The 14,289-nt window shown below is 75.2% G+C and carries 8 protein-coding genes; 1 reads left to right on the top strand and 7 read right to left on the bottom strand.

From position 1 onward, the window contains the following. On the bottom strand, positions 1-8,289 hold the full coding sequence (locus AC3EN4_RS07550) for a type I polyketide synthase (protein WP_435205201.1): 8,289 nt from the start codon (positions 8,287-8,289) through the stop codon (positions 1-3). A gap of 173 nt (positions 8,290-8,462) precedes the next feature. Between AC3EN4_RS07550 and AC3EN4_RS07545 the strand changes: the two genes are divergently transcribed. Then, the gene (locus AC3EN4_RS07545) at positions 8,463-9,188 is read left to right on the top strand and encodes a thioesterase II family protein (RefSeq protein ID WP_435205200.1); all 726 of its coding nucleotides are present in this window, start codon (positions 8,463-8,465) and stop codon (positions 9,186-9,188) included. On the opposite strand, the gene AC3EN4_RS07540 is transcribed toward AC3EN4_RS07545, so the two are convergent. The 6 genes from AC3EN4_RS07540 to AC3EN4_RS07515 are packed head-to-tail and all read right to left on the bottom strand — an operon-like array spanning position 9,109 to position 14,288. Further along, positions 9,109-10,116 carry a phosphatase PAP2 family protein gene (locus tag AC3EN4_RS07540; RefSeq protein ID WP_435205199.1) on the bottom strand — a complete coding sequence of 336 codons (1,008 nt, stop codon included), beginning with the start codon at positions 10,114-10,116 and terminating at the stop codon, positions 9,109-9,111. The two genes, AC3EN4_RS07545 and AC3EN4_RS07540, sit on opposite strands and share 80 nt — an antisense overlap. A gap of 20 nt (positions 10,117-10,136) precedes the next feature. Then, on the bottom strand, positions 10,137-11,066 hold the full coding sequence (locus tag AC3EN4_RS07535; RefSeq protein ID WP_422735501.1) for a phytanoyl-CoA dioxygenase family protein: 930 nt from the start codon (positions 11,064-11,066) through the stop codon (positions 10,137-10,139). Positions 11,067-11,076: 10 nt separating this feature from the next. Continuing rightward, a complete protein-coding gene (locus AC3EN4_RS07530) occupies positions 11,077-12,378 on the bottom strand; it encodes a beta-ketoacyl-[acyl-carrier-protein] synthase family protein (protein WP_435205198.1) in 1,302 nt (433 codons plus the stop codon). A 1-nt stretch (position 12,379) separates the two neighbouring features. Then, entirely contained in the window at positions 12,380-12,937 is a 558-nt protein-coding gene (locus AC3EN4_RS07525; RefSeq protein ID WP_435205197.1) for a beta-ketoacyl synthase chain length factor, read from the bottom strand. Beyond that, positions 12,934-14,049, bottom strand: coding sequence for a beta-ketoacyl synthase N-terminal-like domain-containing protein (locus tag AC3EN4_RS07520; RefSeq protein WP_435205196.1), 1,116 nt, complete (start codon positions 14,047-14,049; stop codon positions 12,934-12,936). Before AC3EN4_RS07520 ends, AC3EN4_RS07525 begins: the two co-directional genes overlap by 4 nt. Continuing rightward, positions 14,046-14,288, bottom strand: coding sequence for a hypothetical protein (locus tag AC3EN4_RS07515; RefSeq protein ID WP_421471758.1), 243 nt, complete (start codon positions 14,286-14,288; stop codon positions 14,046-14,048). The genes AC3EN4_RS07520 and AC3EN4_RS07515 overlap by 4 nt, the downstream gene beginning before the upstream one ends. Position 14,289 lies beyond the last annotated feature (1 nt).

Genomic DNA, 14,289 nt, shown 5'->3' with positions numbered 1-14,289 from the left:
TCAGCCTCCTTCCGCGAGCGCGGCCGACAGCCGCGCGATCAGCTCGTCCTCAGACATCGCCGCCAGGTCGTCGCCGGCTCCGTCGAGCACGTCGGTCGCCGGGGCCGGTGCGGTGGTCGCCGGGCTGGTCGCCGCGCCCGACGGGGCCGGCGCGACGGGCGGGTCGAGCAGCGTCAGCAGGTGGTCGGTGAGCGCCGCCGCGTTGGGAAACTCGAACGTGAGCGTCGCCGGCAGGTCCACTCCCAGCGCGCGTTCGAGCCAGCCGCGCAGGCTCAGGGACATCACCGAATCCATGCCGAGGTCGAAGAAACCCTGGTGGGGCAGCACGTCCACCCCGGACGCCTCGCCCAGCACCTCGGCCACCGCGTCGAGCACCGCCTCCAGCAGGCGCTCGGCCCGCTGCTCGGTCGGCAGCGCCAACACGACGGCGGCCAGCGGCGCGACCGCCGGCCCCGCCTCCCCCGGTCGGCCGTCGCCCGGCACCGACTCGACGCCCACCTCGGCCAGGAACGCGCGGTCGGCCCGCTCCCGGCACACCCGCACGTACCGGGGCGCGTCCACGTCCGCCACCGTGACCCGGGTCAGGCCCGCCCGCAGCGCCACCTCGAACGCCTCGCCGACCTCCGCACCGGCCAGTGGACGCAGGCCGCTGTCGACCATCACCATCCGGTCCCGGCGGGACAGCTCGGCCGGATCGTCGACGGGCATGAACCGGACCACCTGCACGGGCAGACCGGCCCGCTCCCGGGCCGTGCTCACCGCGTCGACCGCGCCCTCGGCGGCGGCCCGCGCGGCCATCCCGGCGGCCCCCCAGACCGCGGCGGCCGCGCCGGTGACGCAGAACAGCGGCGGCGCGAGGCCACGGGTCGCCAGGTCCAGCCGGTGTACGACCTCAGCCCAGCCCATGGCCGACGACACCGCTGCCTCGTCGAGGGTGTCGAGCGGGGCGGCCGGCGCGGGCATCCCGACGATCAGCACGCCGCCGAGCGGGGCGCCCAACGCGGCCGGCGTCAGGTCGGCCGCGAGATCCGCCACCGTGCGGTCGGTCGCCGTGCGGCCTGTCGCCATGCGGTCGGTCGCCGTATGGCCTGTCGCCGTATGGCCTGTCGCCGATCGTCCGGTCGCCCGGCGGCCTGCCGAGGTGAGGTCGATGCGTCGCACCTGCACGCCGGCGGCGGCCAGCTCGGCGAGCCGGTCGTCCCCGGAGGATGCGGTATCCGACGACGTAGGGTCCGACGGCGTAGCGCCCGAGGACGGTGAGCCGAGCTGCGCGGCGTCCAGGGGTGTGGCGTCCAGCGGTGTGCTCTGGCCGACGATCAGCCGGCGCAGGCCACGGCGGACGAGCACGTCGACGAACGGCCGGCTGGCCGGGTGCAGCGCGTCGGTCACCAGGTACCAGGCGTCCGGGTCACAGTCGATCTCGGGCAACGCGGTCGGCAGCGGGTCCGCCGCCGACAGCCGGGCGGCGTACCAGACTCCGTCGCGCAGGCACAGTTCGTCCTCGGCCGGCCCGGTTCCGGATGCGCGCGTCGCCGTGAGCGCTCCGGCCAGGGCGGCGGCGTCGCCGGCGGTCCAACCAGTGTCCCCCTGGGCCGACCCGTCGCTCGCGTGGCCCGGCCCGCCTGCCTGGTTCGGCCCGTCGCTCGCGTGGCCCGGCCCGTCGCCCGTGTGGCGCGGGGTGGTGCCGAGCAGGTGCGGGTCGACGTCGACCAGACCGCCCCATCCGGGTGCCGCCTCCATGGCGAGCACCCGCCCGGCGGCCCACACCGCCGCCTGGGCCGGGTCGACCTCGCCCGCACCGGTCGGCTGGTACGCCCCGGCGGTGACGACGCGCAACCGCCCGGGCGGCACGTCGAGACCGGCGCGCAGCTGACGGGCCGCCCGCAGCACACGTGCCACCAGGACGTCGCCCGACACGCTGCCGGGTGCTGCCGCCGCGACCAGCACGATCCCGTGGTCCGATGGGACATCGGCCCACGGCGGCAGGTCGCTCCCGCGCGGGCCGTCGGTCGGCGTACCGCCGCGGTCGTCGTCGCGGTCGGAGCCGGCGGTCGGCGGCCGGCAGGTCACCTCGACGCCCGCGAGCCGCAGCCCGTCGAGTACCCGCTGACCCGCCTCGGCGGACGCGTCGGAGAGCGGGACGACGAGCCACCGCCCGGCCGCCTCCGGGGCGGGCGGCACGACCCGACGCCAGCGGACGCTGAACGTGCGCGCCGCACAGCGGTCCCGCACGTCGTCGGGCAGGGCGACACCGACGGGTCCACCGGCCGTCGCCTCGGGTCGGACACTCGCGCCGTCCTCGGTCGCGGAGGCACCGCGCATGGCACCGTCGGTCGAGGAGGCCACGTTCCCGGCGGCGGCGCCAGCCGAGGAAGCCACGTTCGCGGCGGCGCCATAGGACGAAGCCACGTTCGCGGCGGCTCCGGTCGGGGCGGTGCCGCGCGGGTCAGCGGGGCCGGCCGGACCGGCCGGTGCCGCGCCTGCGGAGGCCGACCGCTCGGCGACGGACGTCGACCCGGCCGCCGGATCCGGTGTGTCCGGCCAGTGCCGGCGGCGCTGCCACGGGTAGCGGGGCAGCACCGCCCGGTACGGACGACGGCCGAACAGCCGCTCCCAGTCGATGTCGACGCCGACCACATGGAGCTGGGCGATGACGTCCAGGAATCCTTCGGGCCGGCTCAGATCCGCCCCGACCGCCAGCAGGTTCGGCTCCCGTCCGGTGGCGACGGCCGCCGCGTCCGGCCCGGCGTCGACAGCGAGCAGCACCCGCTCCCCCGCCGCCGCGAGCGGCGCGGCCAGCGCGTCCCAGCCGGACGCCGCCGACCGCACGGGCACCGGATGTGGACCGGACACCGGCCCGCCCACCGAGGCCAGCCACAGCACGGGTGCCGTCGACGGTTCGGCGGGCGTCGCCGTGGTGACCGTCGTGCCGGCGAGCGCCGCACGGATCGCCTGCGCCGGGTCGAGCACACCCGCCGCGCACGCCGCCGCCAGCTCGCCGACGCCCCTTCCGACGACCGCGTCCGGACGTAGCCCGTGGGCCTCCCAGACGGCGGTGAGCCCGAGCTGGACCGCCAGTACGGCGGCGGGCCCGCCCCGCTCCGCGTCGCCGGCGGCCAGCGCCGTCCGCACCGCGCCGCCGTCGTCGAGCGCGTCCACCGTGTCCCGGAAGGCGGGCTCGTCGCGATCGAGGGCCCGCCAGTCGACCGGCACGCCGTCCCCGTACAGCAGGACCAGGCGCTCGGCCCCGGCGGACGCCGCGCCCTGGTGCACGCCGCCGCCACCGCCGGACAGCCCCGCGGCGAGGTCGACGATCCCGCGACCGACCACCGCCAACCGGTGCTCCAGGTGGGTACGGCGGGCCGCCGCCGCGTGGCAGATGTCGCCGATCTCCGCGCCGGCCCGCGTGGACAGTGCGTGGGCGAAGCTCTGCCGGGCGGCGGCCAGAGCGGCGTCCCCGGCGGCCGACAGGACCAGGAGGTGAGCCCGGCCGGACCTGATCGCGCCGGCCCGGGAGGACGGTGCGACGTCCGACGTCAGATGCCCGTTCTGCGCCGCCGGGGCGGCTGGCCCGCTGAGCACCACGTGGGCGTTGGTCCCGGTGAACCCGAACGCGCTCACCCCGGCGACCGGGGGTCGCCCACCGGTGGCCGGCCATGCCGTCGTCGACGTGGTGACCCGGAGCGGCAGCCGCGCCCAGTCCACCTGCGGTGTGGGGTGGGTGACGTGCAGGTGCGCGGGAAGCTCGCCGTGGCGCAGCGCCAGCGCGGTCTTGATCAGCCCGGCGATGCCGGCGGCCGCCTCCAGGTGGCCGAGGTTGGTCTTGACGGACCCGACCAGCAGCGGCCGGTCCGGCTGCCGCCCGTCGCCGAGTGCCCGGGCGATGGCTCGCAGCTCCACGGCGTCACCGAGCACCGTGCCGGTGCCGTGTGCCTCCAGGTAGTCCACGTCCGACGCGGCGACGCCACCGGCGGCGAGCGCCGTACGGATCAGCTCCTCCTGTGCCTCGCCGCCGGGCACGGTCAGGCCGCCGCTCGCGCCGTTGTGGTTGACCGCGCTGCCCCGGATCACCGCGTACACCCGGTCGCCGTCCCGCTCGGCCTGCGCGAGCGTCTTGAGCACCACCACGCCGGCGCCCTCGCCGCGCCCGTAGCCGTCGGCGCTGGCGTCGAAGGTCTTGCACCGACCGTCGGGCGACAGCGCGCCCGCCGCCGACATGGCCAGGTGCACGGTGGGTCGGACCATCACGTTCACCCCACCGGCGAGCGCGACGTCGGCCTCCCCCGCGCGCAGGCTCTGCACGGCCAAATGCACCGCGACGAGCGAGGACGAGCAGGCCGTGTCGATCGCCAGGCTGGGGCCGCGAACGTCCAGGAAGTACGACAGTCGACCGGCCGTTCCGCTGAAGGAGTTGCCGGTGCCGTAGTAGAGATCGACGTCCCGGGCGCGCCGGGTGAGCAGTTGCTGGTAGTCGGTGGTGTTCATGCCGACGAAGACGCCGACGCGGGCGGATCGCCGGTGCTCCAGCGTGACGCCGGCATCCTCGAGCGCCTCCCAGGCCACCTCCAGGAAAAGGCGCTGCTGCGGGTCCATGGCCCGGGCCTCACGGGCCGAGATCCGGAAGAACGCGTTGTCGAACAGGTCGACCCGGTCCAGGAAGCCGCCACGGCGGGTGACCACCGTGCCGGGTGCGCCGGGCCCCACGCCGAGCAGCGCCTCGGCGTCCCACCGGTCCGCCGGCACGTCGCCGGTGGCGTCGACTCCGTCGGACAGCAGCCGCCAGAACTGCTCGGGGCCGTCGGCGCGCGGCAGCCGGCAACCGATGCCCACGATGGCGATCGGCTCGGCCGGCCCGGGTGCCACCGACGCGACGGACCCGGTCGCCCCCGACGCGAGCGGCGGTGACTCGACCGGACGCGGCGGCTCGACCGGACGCGCCGGCGCGATCGCCGGTTCCGGCTCGGCGGCGGGTGGCCACCCGGCGGGGATGGCCTCGGCGACGAGGTGGTCGGTGAGGGCGTCGATGGTGGGGTGTTCGATGCCGACGGCAGCGCCGAGGACGGTACCCAGCTCGCGTTCGAGCCGACTGACGAGCGCGACCAGGGCGAGCGAGTCCATCCCCAGCTCGAAGAAGCCGCGCCCGCGCGCCAGACGGCGGCCGGGCTCGTACCCGAGAGCCTCGGCGGCGGCGTCGTTGACCAGGGCGGCGATCCGGTCCCGCTCCACCGGAGTGCGGGCGCGGGTGCCGGATCCGTTGGTGGCGTCACGGCCACCGATGCCGCCCCCGCCACCGCCGACACCCACGCCCGCGGCATCCGGCTCGCTGGCGGTCGGGCCGTTGTCCGCCGTGACAGTCGTGCCGTTGGCCGCCGTACCTCCGGCGCTGCCGGTGCCGGCGCCGTTGGCGGCCGCGCCGCTGCCGCGTCCCGCGCCGACCGCCTCGCCACCCCCGCCGCCGTCGCCGTTGGACGCGGCGATCGTCGGCACACCGGCCCCGGTGAGGGTCTGCACGACGGTGCCGTCCGGCGCGATGAGGCGTACCTCGGCGCGTAGCTCGCCCAGCGCCAACCCGGCGTCGACAGCCGGCGCGGTGCCGGCGGAGCCCATCCGCACCGCCTCCGGCGACGGCGCGGCATCGGGCTCGGGGGTCGGCAGCCAGTACCGCTCGCCGGTCAGCCGGACCGGCGGCAGTGGCAGGTACCGCCGAGCGTCGCCGTGCACCGCCGCCCAGTCCACCGCGACACCGGCGGTGTACGCCTCGGCGAGAGCCCGGGTCAGGGTCTCCACCGGCGGCTGGCCACGCACCAGGCTGCCGATCGCCGTGCCACGACGGGAGCGGGCCACGAGTGCGGCCGACAGCGGCCCGGTCAGCACCGGGTGCGGGCCCAGCTCCAGGAAGACGGCCGGCCGCCGGGACAGCAGCCGGTCGACCGCCGGCCAGAAGAGCACCGGCTCGCGCACGTTACGGCCCCAGTAGGCCGGCCCGAACTCCGCGACGCCGGCGGGGTCGACGCTGGACAGCATCGGCACGCGCGGCTCGGCCGGCGTCAGCCCGTCGAGCCGGCGCGCCAACTCGTCGCCGTACGCCGCGACCGCCGGACTGTGGAACGCGTAGTCGCCGGCCAGCGGCACGCACCGCACCCCGGCGGCGCTCAGGTCGGCCAGCAGCCGGTCCACGGCCGCCGCCGGGCCGGCGACCACGACCGAGCGCGGCCCGTTGACCGCGGCGATCGCGACCTCGGCGTACCGCTCGACGGCGGCGGTCACCTCGTCGGCGGAGAGCGCGAGGGCGGCCATCCGACCGCTGCCGGACGCCGGCTGGAGCAGTTCTCCGCGCAGCACGATGACCCGCAGCGCGTCTTCCAGCGGCAGCGCGCCGGCCGCGCAGGCTGCGGCAACCTCGCCCATGCTGTGGCCGACGACCGTGTCCGGCGGGACACCCCATCGAGCCCAGAGCCGGGAGAGCCCGATCTGGATCGCGAAGATCGCCGGTTGGGCGAACCGGGTGTCGGACAACCGGCTGCCGGTACGGCGACCCAACTCCTCCAGCAGCGACCACCCGGCGATCCGCCGCGTCAACGCATCGCACTCGTCGAGGGTGGCGCGCATGGTCGGGTCGGCGCGGTAGAGGTCGAGGCCCATGCCCGGGTACTGCGAGCCCTGGCCGGAGAAGACCTGCACCACGTACGCCGGACCGTCGTGCAGCAGCTCGCCGCTGACCGTACGGGCGGACCGCTCGCCGTGCTGATGACCGGTCAACGCGGCGCGCAGGTCGGCGGCGTTCGCGCCGGTCACCGCGAGCCGGTGCGTGTGGTGACTGCGCCGGGCGGCGGCGCTGAACAGCAGGTCACCGAACTGGTCGGGCTCCGCCGTCGCGGGGTCGTCGAGCAGGTGCGCGTGCCGCGTGACCTGGTCCGCCAGGGCCGGCTCGGAGGGGCCGGACAGCACCAGCACCGGCCAGGCGACGGGTGCCGACGGCAGCGCGGCGCGCTGCTCACCGGGGGCGGCGAGCACGACGTGGACGTTGCTGCCGGACAGACCGAACGCGCTGACGCCGGTGAGGCGGTGGGGATCGGGGCGCAGCGCCGTACGGGTGGTAGGGACCACCAGGCCGGAGCCGGACCAGCCGAACCGCGGCGTCGGCTGGGCCAGCTTGATCTGCGGCGGCACCACCCCGGCGCGCGCGACCAGCAGGGCCTTGAGCAGGCCGAGGATGCCGGCGGCGGAGTCGAGGTGGCCGAAGTTGGCCTTGTGCGAGCCGACGAGCAGTGGGCGCTCCGGGGCACGCTCGGGCCCGAAGACGGCGGCCAGCGCGCTGAGCTCGATCGGGTCGCCCAGCGGGGTGCCGGTGCTGTGCGCCTCGACGTACTCGATGTCCGCGGCCGACACGTCGGCGTCGCGGAGCGCGTCGCGCAGCAGCTGCTCCTGGGCGACTGCGTTGGGCGCGGTCAGGCCGGCGCTGCGGCCGTCGTGGTTCGTCGCGCTTCCCTTGATCACGCCCCAGATCCGGTCGCCGTCGGCGACGGCGTCCGCGTACCTCTTGAGGACGACCACGGCGCCGCCCTCGCCGCGCACCACGCCGTCGGCGTCCGCGTCGAACGGACGGCAGAGCCCCTGCGGTGACAGCGCCTGGATGCGTCGCATGTAGAGGGTCAGCTCCGGGCCGACCATCAGGTTGACCCCGCCGGCCAGCGCGGTGTCGCAGTCCCCCGCCGCCAGCGCACGCGCGGCGAGGTGTACCGCCAGCAGCGACGACGCGCAGGCGGCGGTCAGCGTCATGCACGGCCCGTTCAGGCCGAAGGTGTACGCCACCCGACCCGAGCCGAAACTGAACTCCTTGCCGCTGGCGTAGTGCGACCCGACGTGGTCGACACCGAGGGTGCGGGCGTGCAGCACGGCGTAGTCCATCGCCAGGATGCCGAAGTAGACCCCGGTGTTGCTCCCGGCCCAGGCCGGCAGCGGCACGCCGCTGTGCTCCATGGCACGCCAGGCGAGGGTCAGCAGGAGGCGCTGTTGCGGGTCCATCTCGCGCGCCTCGTGCGGTGAGACGCCGAAGAACTCGGCGTCGAACAGGTCGATGTCGGGCAGGAACCCGCCCACCCCGACCGTCTCGAGCGAGGCGGCGCCGGGCCGCCCGGGCGGAACGCGGCCGGTGACGTCACGACCCTCGTCCAGGACGCGCCACAGCGAGTCGAGGTCGTCCACACCGCCGGGGAACCGGCAACCGACGCCTACCACCGCGATGTCGGTGGCACCTGCCCTGGAGGGCGAGCGACGGTCGCGGCGCATCCCCACGGCACCCCCCACGTGCATCCGTCCGGTGAACTGCAGCAGCCATTCCCCGCCTGATGATTTCCCTGTACGTTGAAGTACATCGGACGAGAAGCGAGATGTCAATGCTGATAGATCACGTCCTGGTTGCCGAAGAAGCCCGGGAGAACGGCCGTTCAGGCCCACCCTCGGTGACGGTATTCGGCTTTCCGGCCGCCGGTGGCTCGGCGTCGCATTTCACCAGGTGGAGGCGGTGGCTTCCGGCCGGGGTGGCCGTGCAGCCGGTGGAGCTGCCCGGGCACGGCGCACGCCGGCAGGAGCCGGCGATCGACGACTGGCCCCGGCTGGTGGCCGCCGGGTGCGACGCGGTGCGCGACCGCCTGTCGGGTCCGTACGCCCTGGCCGGGCACAGCTTCGGCGCGCTGCTGGCGTACGAGGTGGCGGCGACGCTGGCGCGCACCGGCCCGGCCCCCGAGCTGGTGATCGCCGCCGGCCGCAACGGACCCACCACCGGCCTCGCCCACCGTCCCCTGCACGCGTTGGACGACGACCGGCTGATCGAGTCGCTGGGGCGTCTCGGCGGTACCCCGGCCGAAGTCCTCGCCGAACCGGCGTTGATGCGGCTCGCCCTGCCGGTGCTGCGGACCGACCTGCGGCTGGCGGAGACCTACGCCCGCCCACCCCGGGCGGCGTTGGGGTGTCCGATCCTCGCCGTGGTGGGCCGCCACGATCGGATGGCCGACGCGGCGGGCGCGCTGGCCTGGCAGCAGGAGACGGTCGAGCGCTTCGACCTGACCGTCGTCGACGGCGGGCACTTCATCCTCGACCATCCGCAGGTCATCGACGCGGTGACGGCGCGAATGACCGAGCTGCTTCGGCGGGTGGGTCGACCCGGGGCCGGTACCACCAACGGTTGACCCGCCCGGCCACCACCACCGCCAGCACCGCGAGAGCCGTCCCGGCCAGCAGGTCGACGGCGTAGTGCTTGCGCAGGTACAGCGTGGACAGCAGCAACCCCAGGCCGATCGGCAGGTACCACCAGAACAGCCGACGGGCGTCGCGCCACAGGTAGACCATCAGCACCACCGTCATGGCGGTGTGCAGGCTGGGAAAGAGATCCCGTGCCGGGCCCTGGACGGCGGTGATGGCGTCCAGCGCGCCGCCGATCGATCCCTCGTGGCCGGGCAGCGGGTCGGCGTAGACGTCGGTCTGGTAGATGTGCGGACCCACCCCCGGCACCAGCACGTAGCCGGAGTAGCCGACGACCGCGGTGATCGAGATCGCGAGCGCGAAGTCGTGGTACTCGCGCACATGGCCCCGCAGGTACGAGAAGATGGCGTACGCCCCCTGGGACAGGCCGTAGCTCAGGTAGCAGATCGCCATGAACAACGTCAGCGCGGGTGAGCCGAGGGTGTCGTTGAGCCAACGGCTGACGTCGCCGCCGAAGACGGCCCGGTCGAACTCGATCAACGCGGGATCGACGAGTGGGAAGTCGAGTTCGGGGGTGATGGTCCGCAGGCTCGAATAGATCACCAGGCAGGACAGGAACGGCACCGCCGTCCTGGCCACCCCGCCGACGATCCTGGCCACCCGCGCCGGGCCGCCGGTCGGCGCCGCGTCGAGCCCCGGGGCGCCCGACGCCGCGGTACGCCTGCGCCGCGCCAGCGCGAACCCGGCGACCAACGCGCCGACCAGCACGGCCGACACGGCGATCAGCGCCCAGGAGAGCGCGCCGGTGACCAGGGCGAGCCCGGCGACGAGCGTGAGGGCCACCGCGAAGAGGCACTCCTCCGGCCACAGCAGCGGGGCACGCCGGCTGTCGCCCCGGTCCCGTGTGACTGCCACGGGCCGGGGCGTGCCGACCGTCATTCCGTCTCGCCCGACGAGGGTGCGGACCGCCAGAGGACCGGGCAGAACTGCGGGTCGCTGTAGTCGGGCAGACCCGCCTCGTTCCGCCGTACCAGGGAATCGTGGTTGTAGACGACGAGGTCGCCGTCCGAGCGGTGGAACCGCCGGTACCGGTTGTCACCGTCCTGCAGGTGCAGCGAGATGGCCCGCCGGGGGCGCGGACTGCGGTTGGCGCCACTGCCGTGGTACGTGCGGCAGTGGTGGAAGCTCATGTGCCCCTTGGGGATGTGCATGGGGATCTTGTTGACCTGAGCGCCGTTGTACTCGGCATTGCTGACGAGCAGTTCCTCCAGCTCGGAACGGTCCCGCTCGGCGAAGTGCCGGGTGGTCTTGTCGTCGCCGCCGACCTCCTTCCAGGTGTGGCTGCCGTCGACCATGGTGATCGTGCCCATCTCCTCGGTGCACTCGTGCATCGGGATGAAGGCGGTCAGCATCCGCTCGGAGGTGCAGCTCTGCCAGTAGTGCCGGTCGAAGTGCCACGGCACGATGTTGGTCGGCTCGCCGGGGCTCGGTGGCTTGAGGATCAGGGTGCTCTGGAACACCCGGATCTCGGCCGCCTCCGCGAGCCGCGCCGCGACCGCGCCGATGATCGGCTTACGCAGGATGGCGGCGATCTCGTCGCTCTCGTAGTGCACGTAGTCGTTGTGCCGCTGCACCTCGCCGTGTTCCGGCTCCCAGTAGGCCAGCTTCGCCGGCCGCCGGGGCAACCGCCGGTCGCGGTGCCCCGCGTAGAACCGCTCGCTGGCCTCGACGAGCGTGTCCACCTCGTCGTCGGTGAGCAGCTTCTTGCTGAGGTACCAGCCCCGCTCGGCGTACGACCGGACGTCCTCGTCGGTGGGCAGCGCGGCCCGTTCCTCGTCGGTCAGCGTGAATTCCGTCGTTGTCATCGCGCCCCTCTCATCGTTGATCCGTTGTGGTGACCGCCGCCGGGTCCGCCTCCCGCACCCGCGCCGTGCTGGGCGGGCCGAACATCAGGCTGACGTTGTGCCCGCCGAACGCGAAGGAGTTGGACAGGACCGCGCGGGGCCGGACCGGGCGGGCCTGACCCCGCACGTGGTCGAGGTCGCAGGCCGGGTCCGGATCGTCCAGGTTGTGGGTCGGCGGCAGCATCCCGTAGGTGACCGCCAGGGCGGTCGCCGCCGCCTCGACGGCCCCGGCGCTGCCCAGCAGGTGCCCGGTCACGCCCTTGGTGGAGCTGACCGCCGGGGCGTGCCCACCGAACGCGGTGTGGACGGCACGGCTCTCGGCCACGTCGCCCCGCTTGGTGCTCGTACCGTGGGCGTTGATGTAGTCGACGTCGGTGGGCGCGACGCCGGCGTCGGCGACCGCCCGGCGCATGCTCTGCGCGGCGCCGGCGCCGTCCGCCCGCGGCGACGTGGGGTGGAAGGCGTCGGTGGTGGCGCCCCACCCGATGATGTCGGCGTAGCCGGCGGCCCCCCGGGCGTCCGCGTGCTCGGCCCGCTCGACGACCATGATCCCGGCGCCCTCGCCGAGCACGAACCCGTTGCGTCGCCGGTCGAACGGGCGGCTCGCCTGCGTCGGGTCGGACCAGCCGGTGGCGAGCGCCCGCGCGTTGGCGAAGCCGGCGGTGCCGGTCGGCCCGAGCGGCGACTCGGCCCCGCCGCACACGACCACGTCCGCGTCACCGGCCCGGATGAGCCGCAGCGCCTCCGCCACCGCGTGGGCGCTGGCCGCGCAGGCGGTCGCGATGCACGAGCTGTAGCCCTGGATGCCGTACCTGATGGCGATGCGGGCGGCCGCCATGTTGGGCAGAAAACCCGGATAGAGGTACGCGCTCACGGCGGTGCGGCCCCGCGCCTCACGGGCCTTGGCCTGCGCCTCGTACGTGGTGAGGCCACCCGCGCCGCTGGAGACGACCACGGCGACCCGCAGCGGGTCGACGTCACGGCCGACCTCCAGGCCGGCGTCGCGCATCGCGTCGTCGGCGGCGGCCAGCCCCATGACCAGGAACCGGTCGGCAGCCAGCACCTCGTTGGCCGGCAACACGGTGGTGGGGTCGATGTCCGGGGCGATCCCGACCACCTCCGTGGCGGCGGCCGCGCCGTGCCCCTCGGGCGGGCGCACCAGCCCGGAGCGCCCGGTGCAGATCGCCGCGAAGAAGTCCGACACGCCCCGCCCGACGGGCGTCACCAGCCCCATGCCGGTGATGGTGGCCGAGGGTCGGGTCGATCCGGTCATGTCAACCGCCTTGTCCGCCGCCGGTCGGCGGCCTGGTCGTCTCGTGGTCGGGCATGAGCAACAGGGCCGTCGCGCCGGAGGGCTGGGCCGGGTCGGTGTCGTGCTCGACGACGATCACCAGCGCCTCCGCCGCGTCCCCGTCGGCGAACAGGCCCTCGGCCACCGCCCGGCCCTCACCGACGGGGTCGCCGGCCGGGCTGAGACACACGACCGGTCCGGTCAGGGCCCACTCGGTGGCGACGTGGCCGAGGACCGAGTTCGGTACGGACTGGAAGAAGTACATCGGCGACACCCGCCGGCCGTCGTCCACCTCCCCGGCGATGGCCGCCGCGGTGGCCTGGTCGGCGTACGCGCTGACCAGCACGACGGCGGTCGGCCCGGCCGGCCCCGTACCGGTGCGCCGACGCAGACAGCGACCGGCGACGGCCACCACGAGCGGGGGGAACGGCGAGGCGACGAACCCGCGGACCGCGGGCGGCCGGCCGGCGTCACCCGGTTCGGGCCAGGCCGCGCGGGCCAGCTCACGGACCGCGCCGCCGGCGGTGTCGAGGTCTGTCACGCCGCCCCCAGCACCAGCGCGGTGTTCGCTCCGCCGAAGGCGAAATTGCAGCTCAGGGCCCACCGACCCCGCATCGGGCCGGGCTCGCGCACCACCGGTACCGGGCACTGCGGGTCCGCCTCGACGAAGCCGGCGTTCACCGGCAGCCGACCGGCGTCGAGGGCCAGCGCGGTGACCGCGAACTCCAGCAGGCCGGACGCCTCCAGGGCGTGCCCGTGCACGGACTTGGTCGAGCTCACCGGCACCGATCCCGCCGCCGCGCCGAGGCCGGCGCGCAACGCGCTGCTCTCGGCCGCGTCGGCGCGGGTGGTGCCGGTGCCGTTGGCGTTGACGTACGCCAACTCCTCCGGCGGCACACCGGCCCGGGCCAGCCCGGCCCGGATGGCCGACGCCATCCCGGCGCCACCCGGATCGGGCTGGCAGACGTGGTAGGCGTCGCCGGCCCGGGCCCAGCCGGCCAGCCGGGACCGCACCCGAGCGCCCCGCCCCTGGGCGCCGGCCGCCGACTCCAGCACCACGGCGACGACCGCGTCGCCCAGCAGCATGCCGCGCCGGCCGTTGCTGAACGGGCGTACGGCACCGTCGTCGGCCAGCGCTCGGCCGGCGTCGAAGAGGGCCTGGTGGTCGGCGTCGACCAGGAAGCCCCCGGCGACCACGGCACGGTCGCACCGACCCCGGGCGATCATCGAGGCCGCCTCGGCCAGCGCGGTGCTGCCCGCCACGCAGGCCGACGTGTAGACCCGCGCGACACCCGAGAGCCCGGTTCGCCGGGCCACGGTGGCGGCCAGCTCGGCCGGTCCGTTGCCCGACCCTCCGGCGCGGACCACGCTGGTGCCCGTGCCGGTGGCGAAGAAGAGCGGACACTCGGCGCGGAGGCCCGCCAACCCGGCGTCGTCGCAGGCGTCCGCGACGACGGCGACCACCTCGGCGGTCAGGTCACCGGTGCCGGCGAGGGTCGCCGCCGCGCGTACCCGGCTGCGGCCCGGGTCGAAGCGACGGACCTCGCCGAACGCGGGCTTCCCGGCGAGCACCGCCGTCAGCAGCGGCGCGGGGCCACGGCCGTGGGCCGTCAGGAGACCCAGTCCGGTGACCACGACAGTCGAGTGGGTCACTCCGACTCCGCAGCCGTCAGGGTGAGGCGACCGAGGATCTCCGCCGCACCGGTCACCGTGGACATGGCCGCCAGTTCGTCGTCGTCGAGGTCGAGGTCGAGGCCGTAACGCCGCTCTATCTCGTAGACCAGCCGGGCGAGCTCCAGCGAGTCGATGCGCTCGCGCGAGGCGTCGACCGTCCGGTAGCCCACATCGGCGAGGATCGACAGGATCTCGTCGCGGCGATCGCTGTCGCCCACC

The organism is Micromonospora sp. bgisy143, assembly GCF_057708145.1.
Note: the sequence above shows the minus strand (reverse complement) of the source record. Positions and strands in the feature narration are given on the sequence as shown.

Coding starts and splice junctions, on each gene's coding strand:
- AC3EN4_RS07550 (WP_435205201.1), bottom strand. CDS start 8,289: ATGCGCCGCGACCGTCGCTCGCCCTCCAGGGCAGGTGCCACCGACATC.
- AC3EN4_RS07535 (WP_422735501.1), bottom strand. CDS start 11,066: ATGACAACGACGGAATTCACGCTGACCGACGAGGAACGGGCCGCGCTG.
- AC3EN4_RS07530 (WP_435205198.1), bottom strand. CDS start 12,378: ATGACCGGATCGACCCGACCCTCGGCCACCATCACCGGCATGGGGCTG.